The following is a 13387-nucleotide window of genomic DNA, read 5'->3' as shown; positions in this document are numbered from 1 at the left end:
CGGTGAGTGCCAACCTTGGTCGGCACGCCTTTGTTTACCGGAACCGCTCCTCGAAGAATTCATCCAGCGCCTTCCACGCGCGCTTGGCCGCCCGTTCGTTGTACTGGCAGCCCGGCGGGCTGTTGGCATCGCGCTCGGCAAAGCAGTGCACCGCGCCGCTGTAGTTGGTGAACTCCCAATCGACCTTGGCCGCGTTCATTTCCTTCTGGAAACCGGCGATGTCCTCGGCGGTCACGCTCTTGTCGTCGGCGCCATTGAGCACCAGCACCGACGGATGGCTGCCACCGGCCTGCGCCGGCAACGGCGAGCCCAATCCACCGTGGAGGCTCACCACACCGGCCAGCGGCGCACCGGCCCGGGCCAGCTCCAGCACCGTGGTGCCGCCAAAACAGAAGCCCACCGCGCCGATCCGGCTGGCATCCAGCGGCACCTTGCCGGCCTGCGCCTTGAGCACGTTCACCGCCTCCAGCGCGCGGGCACGCAGCAACGGCCGGTCGTTGCGCAGCTTGGTCGCCACCGGCCCGGCCTCGGCATCGGTCTTCGGCCGCACACCCTTGCCGTAGACATCGGCCACCAGCACCACGTAGTCGTCACCGGCCAGCTGCTTGGCCTTCTCGATGGCCGATTCGTTCACGCCCTTCCAGTTCGGCACCATCACCAGACCAGGCCGCTTGTCATGCTCGCCGTCGTCATAGACCAGCACGCCACTGAAGGTCGTGCCCTGGTGTTTCCATTCCACCGGCTGCGTCTTCATCGCCGCCCACGCCGGCATCGCCGCCAGCCCCAGGATCATCGCCACACCGCATCGCCAACGATTCATGCGCCTGCTCCGCAAGAAAAAGGGGACGGAGGGGATTAAGCCGTAATCGCCCCTCCCGCGTCGCATTCTGCATTGGCGGCGTGACGCAGGTGTGGTTGGATACGACTTAATCCCCTCCGTCCCCTTTTTTCGCATGAATCTTGTTGATCGCTTTCTGTCTGGCCTGATCCCGCGTTTGCCTGCCGAGGATGCCCCGCAGTGGGCACATGTCCAGGGCGCCAGCGCCGAAGACCTGCAGCGCCTGCGTGTGCAGTGGCCGCAGGTGCCGGGCAGCCTGGTGGAGCTGCTGTCGCGCGTGGATGGCACCCACTACCGGGAGTACCCCGCGGGCAAGGTCTGCGTGCTGATGCTCGGCTCGGATGTCGAGGACGGCGGCTATCCGTACTACCTGCGATCGGTCGCGCAGATCTTCGAGGACCAGCAGCGGTGGGACGACAGCATCCGTTCCATCTACGAAGAGTGGCTGGATGACGAGCCGGAGATTCTCGGCGAGGGCATCGATGCGGATCTGCCGATGAGCCGCCGGCTGTGTTTCTCGCACTGCATGAACAACGGTGGCACCTCGATGCTGTATCTGGATTTCGATCCGGCACCGGGCGGCACCGTCGGCCAGGTGGTGCGCTACCTGCACGATCCGGACAGCTACGCGGTGATCGCACCGAGCTTCGATGCGTACCTGCAGCAGCTGATCGATGGCGATTACGCGTTCATCGACGAAGACCAGTAGATCCACGCCGTGTGTGGATGAATTTCCCGGTGGGTTGCCGGCCAGCGGCCGGCACTACCCTCAGGCGATGCCCAACCCCGGAATCGCGCTGATGCTGTCCGGGTCGAATCCGGCCAGTTCGGCGAAATGGCGACCACGCGCCACGTAATCGCGGTAAGCACCAAAGCTCGGCGCACCCGGCGACAACAGCACCACCCCGCCCTGCGCGCCCAGCGCCGTGCGCGCCAACGCCATCGCCTCGGCAAGATCGCCCGCAGCGTGCAGGCCGAAGCGGCCGGCGTCGGCCAGCGGCTGCAGCATCGCGTGGATGCGCGGGCCGTTGCTGCCCATGGTCACGATCTCCACCGGCGGCACGTCGTGCGCCATGTGCTGCATGAAATCGGTCCAGTCCAGGCCGCGGTCATGCCCGCCCACCAGCAGCGCGATGCGCTGCCCGGCGAAGCATTCCAGCGCGGCCAGGCTGGCATGCGGCGTGGTGCTGATCGAATCGTTGACGTAGGTCAGGCCATGGGCCACGCCAATGCGCTGCAGGCGGTTCGGCAGCGGACGGAAATCCTGCACCGCCGGTGCCAGCGCCACCGCATCCAGGCCCAGCGCCTCCAGCGCGGCCAGCACCGCGCACAGGTTGCCGCGGTTGTGACGGCCCGGCAGCGGCGTGTTGCGGGTATCGAATACGGGCTGCTCGCCGCGATGCACGATGTCAGCGCGCATGTGCCACCCCTGCGGCTGGTTGAACCAGACCACCTCACTGTCGGGCAACGACAGCGCGGCCAGATGCGGATCGGCGGCATTGAGCACGGCAATGCGCGGTGCGGCTTCCGTCACCAGCCGCAGCTTATCCTCGATGTAACGCTGCTCGCTGCCGTGCCAGTCCAGGTGTTCCGGGAACAGGTTCAGCACCACCGCCACCTGCGGGCGGGCGCCACTGCGCGCCACTTCACCGGTCTGGTAGCTGGACAGCTCGACGGCCCAGTACTCGGGCGCCGGCTGCGGGTCCAGCACTTCCAGCAGCGGCAGGCCGATGTTGCCGACCAGGCCGGTACGATGACCGGCGGCACGCAGCAGGTGCGCGACCAAGGCGGTGGTGGTGCTCTTGCCCTTGGTACCGGTCACGCACACGGTGTCGTGCACGATGCCGTCGTCGGCCGCGTGTTCGGCAAACCACAACGCGGTGCCGCCGATGAAGGTGGTGCCCTGCTCTGCCGCCGCCAGCGCGATCGGCTGGTAAGGGCTGATGCCGGGCGACTTGATCACCACATCGAACGCGGCCAGCGCATCGGCCGAGGGTTCGCCACGCACGTCCAGCGCGCCCTGCGTTTCCGCACGCGCGGCTTCGGCTTCAGCGGCCGGGCAGAACAGGCTCAGGCCAAGCGTTGGCAGGCGCTCACGCAGCACCGCAAACGCGGCGCGGCCCTCACGGCCCCAGCCCCACAGCGCAACGTGCTTTCCCTCAAGCTTCGAAATCTTCACGGACCCGTTCCCACAGCGCAGCCGGAACGCGGTGCTCGCCCTGCAGCTGCAGCAGCGGCGCCAGTTCCAGTTCGGCGGCATCCAGCTGCGGCTGGATCTCGTTGCAGAAGCGCTTCACCAGCACATCTTCCTTCCACTCCGGCCGCTGCGCCAAGGTCGCCATCGCTGCACGCGATTCGCGGCCCTCGCCCACGCACTCGAACGGCTTGTGGTCCTGGAATTCCAGCAGCGCGTCGAAGCCACCGGCCTGTTCGGCATCGTCCAGCAGATTGCGGCCGAAGATGCGCACCAGGCGCGTCTTCGGCATGAACGGGGCCAGCGCCAGGAACACGAAGTGGCACTTCGGGCAGACGCCGCACCAGCGGTTCACCGGGCGCTCGCCGAGGATGTGGAAATTGCGGTTGCAGCTGGAGAAATGCGCGTCGTAGAAATCGGTCTTGGCGAACTGGCGGGCCACCGCCAGCTCCGACATCGGGCGCAGCAGCGAGTAGTACTGCAGGTCCGCCGCGACGTGCGCCTGCACATGGCTGCCGAACGCCTGCTCGAACGCCCAGCCCTTGGACCACTGGTGATTCACTTCGCCGGTGCCCGGAATCTGGCTGCCGTAGCTGGCCGAAAGTTCGTTGGAGAACACCACCTGGTCCACGCCCTGCAACAGCGCGGCCAGCACCATGATCGCCGAGTTCACCGCGGTAACCGGGATATGCCCGTTCCACGCGCCCTGGCGGTTGAGCTCGAACAGTTCCGGCGCCAGCGCGCGGCCCAGGTTCAGGATCGGCAGGCCGGTGCGCTCGGCGCAGGCACGGATCAGTTGCGAACCACCGATCCAGGTCACCGTTTCGTCCACGCCGGCACGGCGCAGCGCTTCGATGCTGACCAGCGAATCCTTGCCGCCGCCGATCGCCACCAGTGCGTGCGGCTGCAGGCCCAGCACCGGTGCCTGCACCGCTTCGCCCTGCACCGGCAGGCGGAAACGCCCGCGCAGGTTCAGGCCGTTGCGGTAGGCGAACTCGCCCAGGCCATTGAGGTAGACCGTCTCCACCAGCGCCGCGGTATCGGCATCGATGGCATAGCTGTCGATGCTGACCGTCTCCGGCACGCCGGCCTTGTAGTAGCTGACACCGGCAATCAGGTGCAGCAGCTGCAGCGCACGCTGCACGGCGGCGGCACGCGCCTCGTCCAGCACGAACGGGGCGCCCGGCACGGTGATGGTTTCCACCATCTCCGGGCCGTCATCGAAGGCGTAGACCAGCTTGGCCACGCCGGTCTCCGCAGCGAATTCGCAGCGGACGAAGCGGAAGCGGGAAACCTGGTGTTTGTCGAAAGCAGTCATGGTGTATCCGGTCAGGCACGGACCCGCGCAAGGGCGCGGGACGTGTCGGTGGGCGGGTGCAGGGCGCGCGCGGCGATCATTCGATCACGTCTTCGCGCGGCAGCATCCGCTGGTTGTAGGTGTTGGCCATCGAATAGCCGTAGGCGCCGGCATCGGCGATCAGCATCACGTCATCCGGCGCGGTCGACACCGGCAGCTTGCGGCGCTTGCCGAACACATCGCTGGATTCGCAGATCGGGCCGACCACATCGAATGCCGCCTCGGCATAACCACCCTGACGGCTGAGGTTCTCGATGTCGTGCCATGCGTCGTACAGGGCGGGGCGCATCAGTGCATTCATGCCGGCATCCAGGCCGACGCGACGCACGCCCTCCTTTTTCACCACCTGGGTGACGTGGGTCAGCAGCACACCGGACTCGGCCACCAGGTAGCGGCCCGGCTCGATCGCCAGGCGGAACGCCGGATGCAGCGCCTTGACCTCGGCCAGGCCAGCGGCCCAGGCATCCAGGTCGAACGGCTCGTCCTCGGCGGAATACGGAATCGGCAGTCCGCCACCGATGTCGATGGTCTGCACGCTGCCGATGCGGCGGGCGAAACCGGCCAGCTCATCGCACATCAGGCGCCAGTGCTGGGCAGTCTCCACGCCGCTGCCAAGGTGCGCGTGCAGGCCGACCACGCGGCTGCCCAGGTCGGTGGCCGCGCGCACGAATTCGTCGACGCGGGCGATCGGCAGGCCGAACTTGGAGTCCTTGCCGCCGGTACGGACCTTGGCATGGTGGCCTTCGCCACGGCCCAGGTCGACACGCAGCCACAGCTCGCGGTTGCGGAACAGGTCCGGCCAGCGCTGCAGTGCTTCGACGTTGTCGACGGTCACGGTCACACCGAGCGCGAACGCCGCCTCGTACTCGCTGCGCGGGCAGAAGCTGGGGGTGAACAGCACGCGCTTGGGCGACAGTTCCGGCAGGTGCTGGAACACATGCTTCAGCTCGCCGTGCGACACGCATTCCAGGCCGAAACCTTCGGCTTCCAGCAGCTGCAGGATGGCCGGGTGGCTGTTGGCCTTGATCGCGTAGTAACGCTGGTCGATCGGCTTGATCGCGGCCAGCGCGCGGGCGCGGGCGCGCACGGTCGGCAGGTGGTAGACGTAGCGCGGCGTACCGGCATCGGCCAGCTGCAGCAGGTGCGCACGCTGACCCCGCCACCACGGCGTACCACGCGGGCGCACGGTGCCGGCGATCTCGCGCCAGCGCGGGCCGAACACCTCGGCCTCTTCCACCGGCATCGCACCGCTGTCGATCAGCTCGGCATGCAGCACGGGCAACAGGCCATCGGCATCGGCTTCGTCGATGACGAAGGTCAGGTTCAGGTCGTTGGACGACTGCGAGATCATGTGCACGCGCTCGCGGCCGAAGGTGGCCCACACGTCCGACAGCTTGTGCAGCAGCGAGCGCATGCCACGGCCAACCAGGGTGATGGCCGCGCACGGCACGATCACCTTCACCTTGCAGATCTGCGACAGGTCGGCCGACAGCGCGGCCAGCACATCGGTGTTGACCAGGTTCTCGGACGGGTCCAGCGACACCGTGACGTTGGTTTCGGCCGAACCGATCAGGTCCACCGAAAGCCCGTGCTTCTTGAACAGGTTGAACACATCAGCCAGGAAGCCGACCTGCTGCCACATGCCGATGCCTTCCATCGACACCAGCACGATGCCGTTGCGGCGGCTGATCGCCTTCACCCCCGGCACCGGCGCGGCGCTGCCGTCGATGCTGGTGCCCGGCAGTTCCGGGCGCTCGGTGTCGAGGATGGCCATCGGCACGCCGGCATCGCGGCACGGCTTGATCGAGCGCGGGTGCAGCACCTTGGCGCCGGTGGTGGCGATTTCCTGTGCTTCGTAATAGTCCAGGCGGGTCAGCAGGCGCGCGTCCGGCACGTCCTTCGGGTTGGCGCTGAACATGCCCGGCACGTCGGTCCAGATCTCCACGCGGCTGGCGCCGAGCAGCGCACCGAAGTACGCCGCCGAGGTATCCGAGCCACCACGGCCGAGGATGGCGGTGCCGCCATCGGCATGCCGCGAGATGAAGCCCTGGGTGATCAGCAGGCGGGTCGGCTGCGCGCGGAAGCGCTGCATCCACTCCGCATCCGCACGCCACTGGCAGTTCACCGACAGGCGCTGCGACCAGTCGCTCTGGTTCGGCTGCGGCGGCATCGCATCCAGCCACTGCCGGGCATCCATCCAGCCCATGTCCAGGCCCGAGGCGTGCAGGTAGGCCGCGCCCAGGGTGGAGGACAACAGCTCGCCCTGGCCCAGCACGTCGGCCTGCCAGTCCAATGGACGGGTGGCCGCACGCGCGTCGTCGAGCAGGCCCTGCAGCGCCGCCAGGCGCTCGGCCAGCACTTCGCGGCCCAGGCCCAGTTCAACCAGGAAGCCCTCGTGGCGCTCGACCAGCGCCGCCACGCGATCACGGCTGTCCGGCGCGCCATCGGCGATCGCGGTCAGTTCGTTGGTGACCCCGGACAGCGCCGACACCACTACCAGCACGCGCGAGCCGGTCTCTTCCGCACGTTTTTTCGCCAGCTTCCCGATCGTGTCCCAGCGATGACGACGCGACACCGAGGTGCCGCCGAACTTCAGTACGATCCAACGATCGACAAGGGGGGAAGCTGACATGGATTGGCTATGTAGAATGTGGGGAAGCCGCCCTCGGGGGCGGAACCTTTGATTCTAAGCGCAATATCCCCGTAGATGGCCGTCCTCCGTTACCTGCAGCTCGATGTCTTCGCCCCCCGCCCCGGCACCGGCAACCCACTGGGCGTCATCCTGGACGCCGACGGGCTCTCCAGCCGCCAGATGCAGGCCCTGGCCGCCTGGCTGAATCTGTCCGAGACGGTGTTCTTCCTGCGCCCCAGCGCGCCGGGTGCCGACTACCACATCCGCATCTTCACCCCGACCCGCGAGCTGGCATTTGCTGGCCACCCCAGCGTCGGCGCCGCCTGGGCCGCGGTGAGCTGTGGCTTGGCGCAACCGCGCGACGGCGCCCTGCTGCAGCAATGCGCTGCGGGGTTGCTGCCGGTACGGGTGAGCGGTCCGGCCGAGGCACTGCAGATCCAGCTGGCCAGCCCACCGGCACGGCAACTGGACACGAGGGTGGACGCCGCGCCGGAGACGCTGCTGGCGCTGGCGGCCAACGGGCACGTGCCCGAACTGTGGGACAACGGTGCACGCTGGTGGCTGCTGCCGCTGCGCGACGCCGCCGCCGTGCGCGGACTGGCGCCAGACATGGCGGCCCTGCGCGACTGGAGCCTGGCCACCGACGCTACTGGCCTGGCCGTGTTTGCCGACGAGCCCGGCGACGACCACGCCCGCGTGGTGCGCGCCTTCTGCCCCGCTGACGCGGCCGCCGTACCCGAAGACCCGGTGACCGGCAGCGCCAATGCGCTGATCGGCGCCTGGCTGCGGCAGCGCGATGCCCTGCCCGGCCGCGAAGGCCGCTACGTGGCCAGCCAGGGCCGCGAAGTGGGCCGCGATGGCCGCGTGCAGGTGCAGGTCGACGCGCAGGGCACGGTATGGATCGGCGGCCAGGTGCAGTGCGTGATCGACGGCAGCATCCATTGGTAGCGTCGGGCCACGCCCGGCGAACGCCGCACACGGACGCCGGGCATGGCCCGGCGCTACCGTACCCCTCTCGTTCTACGGAGTTTGCCCCCTATGACCACCCGCCGTTTCCTGCAGCTGGATGTGTTCTCCCCGCGCGCCGGCGCCGGTAACCCGCTGGCCGTGGTACTCGATGCCGAGGGCCTGGATGACACCAGCATGCAGGCCATCGCCCGCTGGACGCGGCTGCCCGAAACCACCTTCGTGTTTCCGCCGCATGTCGACGGCGCCAGCTACCGGCTGCGCATGTTCAGCCCGCAGAAGGAAGTGCCGTTCGCCGGCCACCCCAGCGTCGGCACGGCGCATGCGGTGCTGCAGGCAGGCCTGGCCACACCGATCGATGGCGTGCTGGTGCAGGACGGCATTGCCGGCGCCCTGCCGCTGCGCGTCAACGGTGAAGGCGCGCAGCAGCGCATCGCCATCCGCACCCCGCGCGCGCAGCTGGCGGAAACGACCGAGGCCACCGATCCTCGCCTGCAGGCCGCACTGAAGGGCTGGCCGCTGGGTACGCTGCCGCCGGCACGCATGCAGGGCGGGCGGAGCTGGTGGGTGGTGCAGGTGGCCGACGAGGCGGCATTGCGCGCGCTGCAGCCGGACTGGGATGCGGTGGCCGCACTGGCGGAGACCACCGACAGCATGGGCGTGTTCGCCTATGCCTTCAGCGATGGCAGCGAGGGCTTCGACCTGGCGGTACGTGCCTTCGTCGGCAATGGACGCCGCTTCGAGGACGCCGCCTCCGGCGCGGCCAACGCCGTGCTGGCCGCGTGGCTGGACCTGCGCGATGCGCTGCCCCGTGGCCGTGCCCCGTTCGAAGTCAGCCAGGGCCGCGAAGTCGGCCACGATGCGCGCCTGACGCTGCTGGTCGACGAGGACGGCGAGGTCTGGTCGGGCGGCCAGGTGCAGACCGTCATCACCGGCACCCTCGATTGGTAAAGGGACACTGTAGAGCCGAGCCCATGCTCGGCTGCTCTTCGGCCAGATCACGGGAGCTGCAGAAGCCGAGCATGGGCTCGGCTCTACAGATGCGCCGGCTCAGCCCAGCTCGGCTTCCAGGCTGATCGGAACGGCGCTCAGTGCCTTGGACACCGGGCAGTTCTGCTTGGCGTCATCGGCAATCGCACGGAACTGCGTCGCGTCGATGCCCGGCACCACCGCCTTCACCTTCAGCCGGATCTGCGACAGCTGCGGGCCGCCTTCCAGCGACAGATCGACCTTGGCCTCGGTATCCAGCGAGGTCGGGGTAAAGCCGGCTTCGCCGAGCTTGGCCGACAGCGCCATGGTGAAACAACCGGCGTGCGCGGCAGCGATCAGCTCTTCCGGATTGGTGCCCTTTTCGTCGCCGAAACGGCTGTTGAAGCCGTAGCGGGTCTTGTCCAGCAGGCCACTCTGCGGCGTGCTCAACTGCCCCTTGCCCGACTTCAGATCGCCTTCCCAGTGCGCGGTGGCGTGTCGCGAGATTCCCATGTGCAGCTCCTGCGTGACGGTGATGAACGGTCACCCTCGCACGGGAGGCGTTAGCCCTGCGTCGCTCCGCCGCACGCTGGAGGTCGTCTTCCGAACCCGGCGCGTGGACACTTCCTCGCCAACCGGAAACGCATTTCCCTCTTGTTTTCAGTGGTTTCGCGCATTCCGACGATGGGCGGGCGCCGGCCATCGCGTGCGCTGCCACACCCCCATCCCCCACTGCCGGCCATGTACTGAATCGGCCTGGATATGAAAAAACATGCACTTTCCGCGCTTCGGGCTATTGGCGGCGCCCGAGAGTTGCCCTACATTGCGCTTGCCGACGGGGTTCGGCGCCGACCAAACAACCAACCGTTCACGGAACAGGAAACCATGGCAAAGACCGCTAAGAAGGCTGCCCCGAAGAAGGCAGTGAAGAAAGTCGCGACGAAGGCAGCCGCCAAGCCGGCCGCTCCGAAGCCGATCAAGGAAGTGCTGACCAAGTCCGGCCTGGTTGCACACATCGCTGAAGCCTCCGGCGTCATCGCCAAGGACGTCCGCGCTGTGCTGGCCTCGCTGGAAAGCGCCGTCGCCTCCTCGGTGCACAAGAAGGGCGCTGGCTCGTTCACCCTGCCGGGCCTGCTGAAGATCACCACCGTCAATGTGCCGGCCAAGCCGAAGCGCAAGGGCATCAACCCGTTCACCAAGGAAGAGCAGTGGTTCGCTGCCAAGCCGGCCACCACCAAGCTGAAGGTGCGTCCGCTGAAGAAGCTGAAGGACGCCGCGCTGTAAGCGCGCGCCCCAACGCGGATTCCGACGGGACGGCTCTGGCCGTCCCGTTTTTTTTGTACCAACCACAGGCCGCAACACAGCGTTGCCGCATCCCCGGGAATGCGCGTACAGGCCCGTCGCCATTGGCTGGCCGTGGTCCGTTGCGGCCCCGGAACGTACCGGGTGGAACACTGCGTGCAGCCCCGGCCATCGCCGCCGGGCACGGCCTTGCCTAAGGTGGGCACATCCTCCACAGCTACGGCGAGCGTCCCCTCATGGCCAGCCCCTCCACCCGCTACCGGATCTCGGTGACCCCCATCGAAAAGGACGGGTTGCAGTGCACCGGGCGCTGCACCATCGAACTGGAACATCGCGCCAGCCGCGACCTGATGCGCCTGCTGGAAGCGGCGCCGCGCACCGCAGGCATCAGCGGCGACGAGCGCGCGACCCTGGTGATCGCCACCCAGCTGCTGCGCGACATCGTGCAGCGCCACGCCGAAACCGAAGGCCATGCCCTGGCCGCCATCGCCGCGCAGGTGCTGCCGGCGCTGGATGCACTGGAACAGCTGCCCTCCTCCCGCTGATCGCGGCACAGCCGATACACTGCCTCCTTCCGTTCGCCTCGGGGAGGAGGCAGACATGCGCAGGTTCCTGATACTGATCGCACCGCTGGTGCTGCTGGCCTGTTCCCGGCCGCCATCGCAACCTCATCCTGCGGATGCCGCTCCGCCGGCCACGACCGAGGCGGCTGCCCGCGCGAAGCCACAGGCCGCCGCAGAAGGCGATGCAGCGGCCGTGCAGGCCATCGATGTCGATCCCCTGTTTGCCGCCGTCGCGGCCGAGGCCGAGCTGCCGGCGGGAATGCTCAATGCCTATGTCATGGCCCTGCTCAATCGCGATCGCAAGGCCATCGACGCCGCATGGACCTTCCCGCCCAGCGATGCACGACGCGCCGACGATGCCGCATTGCGCCAGCTCACGGACGTGCGCAGCCTGCGCCTGACCAGCGAACTGCCGGTCGCGCGCGACGGTCACCAGCCACCGCAGCTGCTGGAGGTTCCGGTGCAGATCCGCGCGGTGACCGCTGAGGGCACTTTCCGCTTCGGCGGCTGGTACCGCGTGCAGCCCAGCAGCGATGGCCGCGCCTGGCAGATCCAGTCGGCGCAACTGCGGCCATCGCTGGACTGAACCGTTGCAGCGGCATGCACGCGCGATTCAGCCGGCAAGGCTACTCTTTGGTCCATCCATTCCGCATTCACCGGTCACCGCCATGCGCCTGCGTTCCCTGATGACCCGCCTCGCGGCCTCCACCGTGCTGATCGCTGCTGCGATCGGCGCCCAGGCCGCCCCTTCCATTTCCGGCCGCGAACTGTCGGTCGGTGCCAGCGACGTGCAGCAGTACCTCAATGGCAGCTTCCCGCGCACCCAGGACGCCCTGGGGGGCCTGATCGCCCTGACCATGAGCCATCCGCAGCTGAGCCTTCCGGCCGGCGAACGGTTGAACCTGGGCATGGACGTCGCACTGGCCACCGCCGGTGGCAACCCGTCCAAGCTGGGAACGGTGAAGCTCAGCAGCGGCCTGCGCTACGACGCGCAGACCCAGGGCTTCCACCTGCAGCAGCCGAGCGTGGATGACTTCACCCCGGCCAACCAGGGCGGTCGCCTCGATTCGCGCACCCGCGGCCTGCTCAATGCCTGGCTGAGCGACTACGCCCAGCGCGAACCGATCTACAAGCTGGACCCGGCCATGGCCGGCCTGCTCGGCGCACTGCAGGTGCAGTCGGCACAGGTGAAGAACGGCAAGCTGGTGGTCACCTTCAACCAGAACCTGGGCAACCTGGTGCCGGCAGGCGTGCTGGGTAAATGAGGTAGTGCCGGCCGCTGGCCGGCACTACCCGTAGCGCATCAGGCGGCAAGTGCCTTGACCACCGCCTCACTGAAGGCGGGAATGTCGTCCGGCTTGCGGCTGGTGATCAGGTTTCCATCGATCACAACCGCGGTATCGCGCCATTTCGCACCTGCGTTGACCAGATCCTGCTGCAGGGACGGCCAGGACGTCACGTCGCGCCCCTCAGCAAGGCCGCTGTTGATCAGCAACCACGGGCCGTGGCAGATGGCGGCCACAGGCTTGCCGGCTTCATCCACTGCCCGGATGAAGCCGAGTACAACCTCGTCGGTACGCAACGTGTCCGGATTGATGACGCCTCCGGGCAGGACCAAGGCATCGAAGCGTGCCGGATCCGCTTCATCCAGCGGAATGTCCACCGCGACGGCGTCGCCCCAGTTCTTCTCCTTCCAGCCCTTGATCGTCGCCTCCTTTGCGGGCGACACCACGCTGACGCGCGCGCCCTCGGCTTCCAGCAGCCGCTTGGGTTCGGTCAATTCGGACTGTTCGAAGCCGTGGGTGGCCAGGATGGCAATCTGCTTGCCCTTCAATCGCTCTGCCATGGGTGCACTCCGGTTGGGGGAGCCGACAGAATGGAAGAACGGCCCTTGCACGGCGGTGACCCTGCCGTGCACGGCAGGTGGAGAGCCTCCGGGTAGTGCCGGCCAGTGGCCGGCAGTCCCCGGTACCGGTCAGCGCTTGGGCTGCAGCATGGTGCCGGTGCACTTGGGCGAGCCGCAGCGGCACTCCCAGATCTTCTTCAGCTTGGCGGTATGACGCTCGGCCAGGGTGATGCCGTAGTTGTAGGTCAGTTCCTCACCGGCCTTGATATCGCGCAGCGCCTCGATGAACACCTTGTCGCCACGGCTGTCGCCGTCCTCGTCTTCCTCGATCACTGCCTCGCAGTTCGGGTCGCAGCTGTGGTTGATCCAGCGCGCGTCGTTGCCCTTGTAGTTGGCATCGATCACCCAGTCGTCATTGAGGGTGAACAGGAAGGTATGGCCACTTTCAACGTCGCCGCTGTCATCGGCATCAACGTCGCCGTGGCTGCGCAGCAGGCCCTTGTACTGGATCACGCGCTCGCCCTGCTTGATCGGGGCCACGGAAAACACACCGTTGCCGTGGATGGCGGACTTGCGGGCTTGGATCTTCTTGGGCATCGGCAAGGGAAGTCTGCAGCGAAAGGAACGTTGATTCTCGCCCATTCCGGGTGATTGCGAAAATCACCCCGTTGGCGCAGCATTGCGCCCTGGCAACGGCCCCGGTGTGTTCTCCCGTCCCGG

Annotated in this window: 14 protein-coding genes; 7 read left to right on the top strand and 7 right to left on the bottom strand. The window is 67.6% G+C overall.

Annotation, left to right across the window (positions count from 1 at the left end):
- Positions 1 to 34 precede the first annotated feature (34 nt).
- Positions 35 to 820 (bottom strand): dienelactone hydrolase family protein, encoded by a 786-nt coding sequence (locus ARC63_RS07910; protein WP_019337088.1) that lies wholly within the window; start codon positions 818 to 820, stop codon positions 35 to 37.
- Between the two features lie 133 nt (positions 821 to 953).
- On the opposite strand from ARC63_RS07910, the gene ARC63_RS07905 reads away from it, so the two are divergent.
- Positions 954 to 1547 carry an SMI1/KNR4 family protein gene (locus ARC63_RS07905; RefSeq protein WP_019337089.1) on the top strand — a complete coding sequence of 198 codons (594 nt, stop codon included), beginning with the start codon at positions 954 to 956 and terminating at the stop codon, positions 1545 to 1547.
- A 60-nt stretch (positions 1548 to 1607) separates the two neighbouring features.
- On the opposite strand, the gene murD is transcribed toward ARC63_RS07905, so the two are convergent.
- From murD to ARC63_RS07890, 3 genes are all read right to left on the bottom strand, one after another.
- Positions 1608 to 3017, bottom strand: a complete 1410-nt coding sequence (gene murD / locus ARC63_RS07900) for a UDP-N-acetylmuramoyl-L-alanine--D-glutamate ligase (protein WP_057502969.1) — start codon at positions 3015 to 3017, stop codon at positions 1608 to 1610.
- Positions 2998 to 4350: a UDP-N-acetyl-alpha-D-muramoyl-L-alanyl-L-glutamate epimerase gene (gene murL, locus ARC63_RS07895; RefSeq protein ID WP_057502968.1), complete on the bottom strand. Its 1353-nt coding sequence runs from the start codon at positions 4348 to 4350 to the stop codon at positions 2998 to 3000. The genes murD and murL overlap by 20 nt, the downstream gene beginning before the upstream one ends.
- Positions 4351 to 4426: 76 nt before the next feature.
- The gene (locus tag ARC63_RS07890; RefSeq protein WP_057502967.1) at positions 4427 to 7021 is read right to left on the bottom strand and encodes a bifunctional aspartate kinase/diaminopimelate decarboxylase; all 2595 of its coding nucleotides are present in this window, start codon (positions 7019 to 7021) and stop codon (positions 4427 to 4429) included.
- 75 nt (positions 7022 to 7096) lie between these two features.
- Here ARC63_RS07890 and ARC63_RS07885 point away from each other — a divergent pair, with 75 nt between their 5' ends.
- On the top strand, positions 7097 to 7969 hold the full coding sequence (locus ARC63_RS07885) for a PhzF family phenazine biosynthesis protein (protein ID WP_043396944.1): 873 nt from the start codon (positions 7097 to 7099) through the stop codon (positions 7967 to 7969).
- A gap of 90 nt (positions 7970 to 8059) precedes the next feature.
- Positions 8060 to 8938 carry a PhzF family phenazine biosynthesis protein gene (locus ARC63_RS07880; protein WP_057502966.1) on the top strand — a complete coding sequence of 293 codons (879 nt, stop codon included), beginning with the start codon at positions 8060 to 8062 and terminating at the stop codon, positions 8936 to 8938.
- A gap of 99 nt (positions 8939 to 9037) precedes the next feature.
- On the opposite strand, the gene ARC63_RS07875 is transcribed toward ARC63_RS07880, so the two are convergent.
- The gene (locus ARC63_RS07875; RefSeq protein WP_005408443.1) at positions 9038 to 9469 is read right to left on the bottom strand and encodes an OsmC family protein; all 432 of its coding nucleotides are present in this window, start codon (positions 9467 to 9469) and stop codon (positions 9038 to 9040) included.
- 372 nt (positions 9470 to 9841) lie between these two features.
- On the opposite strand from ARC63_RS07875, the gene ARC63_RS07870 reads away from it, so the two are divergent.
- From ARC63_RS07870 to ARC63_RS07855, 4 genes are all read left to right on the top strand, one after another.
- A complete protein-coding gene (locus tag ARC63_RS07870) occupies positions 9842 to 10240 on the top strand; it encodes an HU family DNA-binding protein (RefSeq protein WP_010483539.1) in 399 nt (132 codons plus the stop codon).
- A 254-nt stretch (positions 10241 to 10494) separates the two neighbouring features.
- Positions 10495 to 10803 (top strand): DUF3861 family protein, encoded by a 309-nt coding sequence (locus ARC63_RS07865; RefSeq protein WP_010483541.1) that lies wholly within the window; start codon positions 10495 to 10497, stop codon positions 10801 to 10803.
- A 55-nt stretch (positions 10804 to 10858) separates the two neighbouring features.
- Complete coding sequence (locus tag ARC63_RS07860) at positions 10859 to 11407, top strand: hypothetical protein (RefSeq protein ID WP_049434503.1); 549 nt, start codon at positions 10859 to 10861, stop codon at positions 11405 to 11407.
- 82 nt (positions 11408 to 11489) lie between these two features.
- Positions 11490 to 12086, top strand: a complete 597-nt coding sequence (locus ARC63_RS07855) for a YceB family lipoprotein (protein ID WP_057502965.1) — start codon at positions 11490 to 11492, stop codon at positions 12084 to 12086.
- A gap of 38 nt (positions 12087 to 12124) precedes the next feature.
- On the opposite strand, the gene ARC63_RS07850 is transcribed toward ARC63_RS07855, so the two are convergent.
- Both ARC63_RS07850 and ARC63_RS07845 read right to left on the bottom strand, forming a co-directional pair.
- Positions 12125 to 12667 (bottom strand): type 1 glutamine amidotransferase domain-containing protein, encoded by a 543-nt coding sequence (locus ARC63_RS07850; RefSeq protein ID WP_010483547.1) that lies wholly within the window; start codon positions 12665 to 12667, stop codon positions 12125 to 12127.
- Between the two features lie 129 nt (positions 12668 to 12796).
- Complete coding sequence (locus ARC63_RS07845) at positions 12797 to 13264, bottom strand: SET domain-containing protein (RefSeq protein WP_010483549.1); 468 nt, start codon at positions 13262 to 13264, stop codon at positions 12797 to 12799.
- Between the last annotated feature and the right edge of the window lie 123 nt (positions 13265 to 13387).

The sequence above is a fragment of the Stenotrophomonas geniculata ATCC 19374 = JCM 13324 genome (assembly GCF_001431625.1).
Lineage (GTDB): Bacteria > Pseudomonadota > Gammaproteobacteria > Xanthomonadales > Xanthomonadaceae > Stenotrophomonas > Stenotrophomonas geniculata.
This window is presented reverse-complemented; position numbering and strand designations above follow the sequence as displayed.

Bases quoted from the DNA above. Each gene is read 5' to 3' on its own strand.
- murL (WP_057502968.1), bottom strand. From the start codon at position 4,350: ATGACTGCTTTCGACAAACACCAGGTTTCCCGCTTCCGCTTCGTCCGC.
- ARC63_RS07865 (WP_010483541.1), top strand. From the start codon at position 10,495: ATGGCCAGCCCCTCCACCCGCTACCGGATCTCGGTGACCCCCATCGAA.
- ARC63_RS07875 (WP_005408443.1), bottom strand. From the start codon at position 9,469: ATGGGAATCTCGCGACACGCCACCGCGCACTGGGAAGGCGATCTGAAG.
- ARC63_RS07855 (WP_057502965.1), top strand. From the start codon at position 11,490: ATGCGCCTGCGTTCCCTGATGACCCGCCTCGCGGCCTCCACCGTGCTG.
- ARC63_RS07860 (WP_049434503.1), top strand. From the start codon at position 10,859: ATGCGCAGGTTCCTGATACTGATCGCACCGCTGGTGCTGCTGGCCTGT.
- ARC63_RS07910 (WP_019337088.1), bottom strand. From the start codon at position 820: ATGAATCGTTGGCGATGCGGTGTGGCGATGATCCTGGGGCTGGCGGCG.
- ARC63_RS07845 (WP_010483549.1), bottom strand. From the start codon at position 13,264: ATGCCCAAGAAGATCCAAGCCCGCAAGTCCGCCATCCACGGCAACGGT.
- ARC63_RS07890 (WP_057502967.1), bottom strand. From the start codon at position 7,021: ATGTCAGCTTCCCCCCTTGTCGATCGTTGGATCGTACTGAAGTTCGGC.
- ARC63_RS07885 (WP_043396944.1), top strand. From the start codon at position 7,097: ATGGCCGTCCTCCGTTACCTGCAGCTCGATGTCTTCGCCCCCCGCCCC.
- ARC63_RS07880 (WP_057502966.1), top strand. From the start codon at position 8,060: ATGACCACCCGCCGTTTCCTGCAGCTGGATGTGTTCTCCCCGCGCGCC.
- ARC63_RS07905 (WP_019337089.1), top strand. From the start codon at position 954: ATGAATCTTGTTGATCGCTTTCTGTCTGGCCTGATCCCGCGTTTGCCT.
- ARC63_RS07850 (WP_010483547.1), bottom strand. From the start codon at position 12,667: ATGGCAGAGCGATTGAAGGGCAAGCAGATTGCCATCCTGGCCACCCAC.
- ARC63_RS07870 (WP_010483539.1), top strand. From the start codon at position 9,842: ATGGCAAAGACCGCTAAGAAGGCTGCCCCGAAGAAGGCAGTGAAGAAA.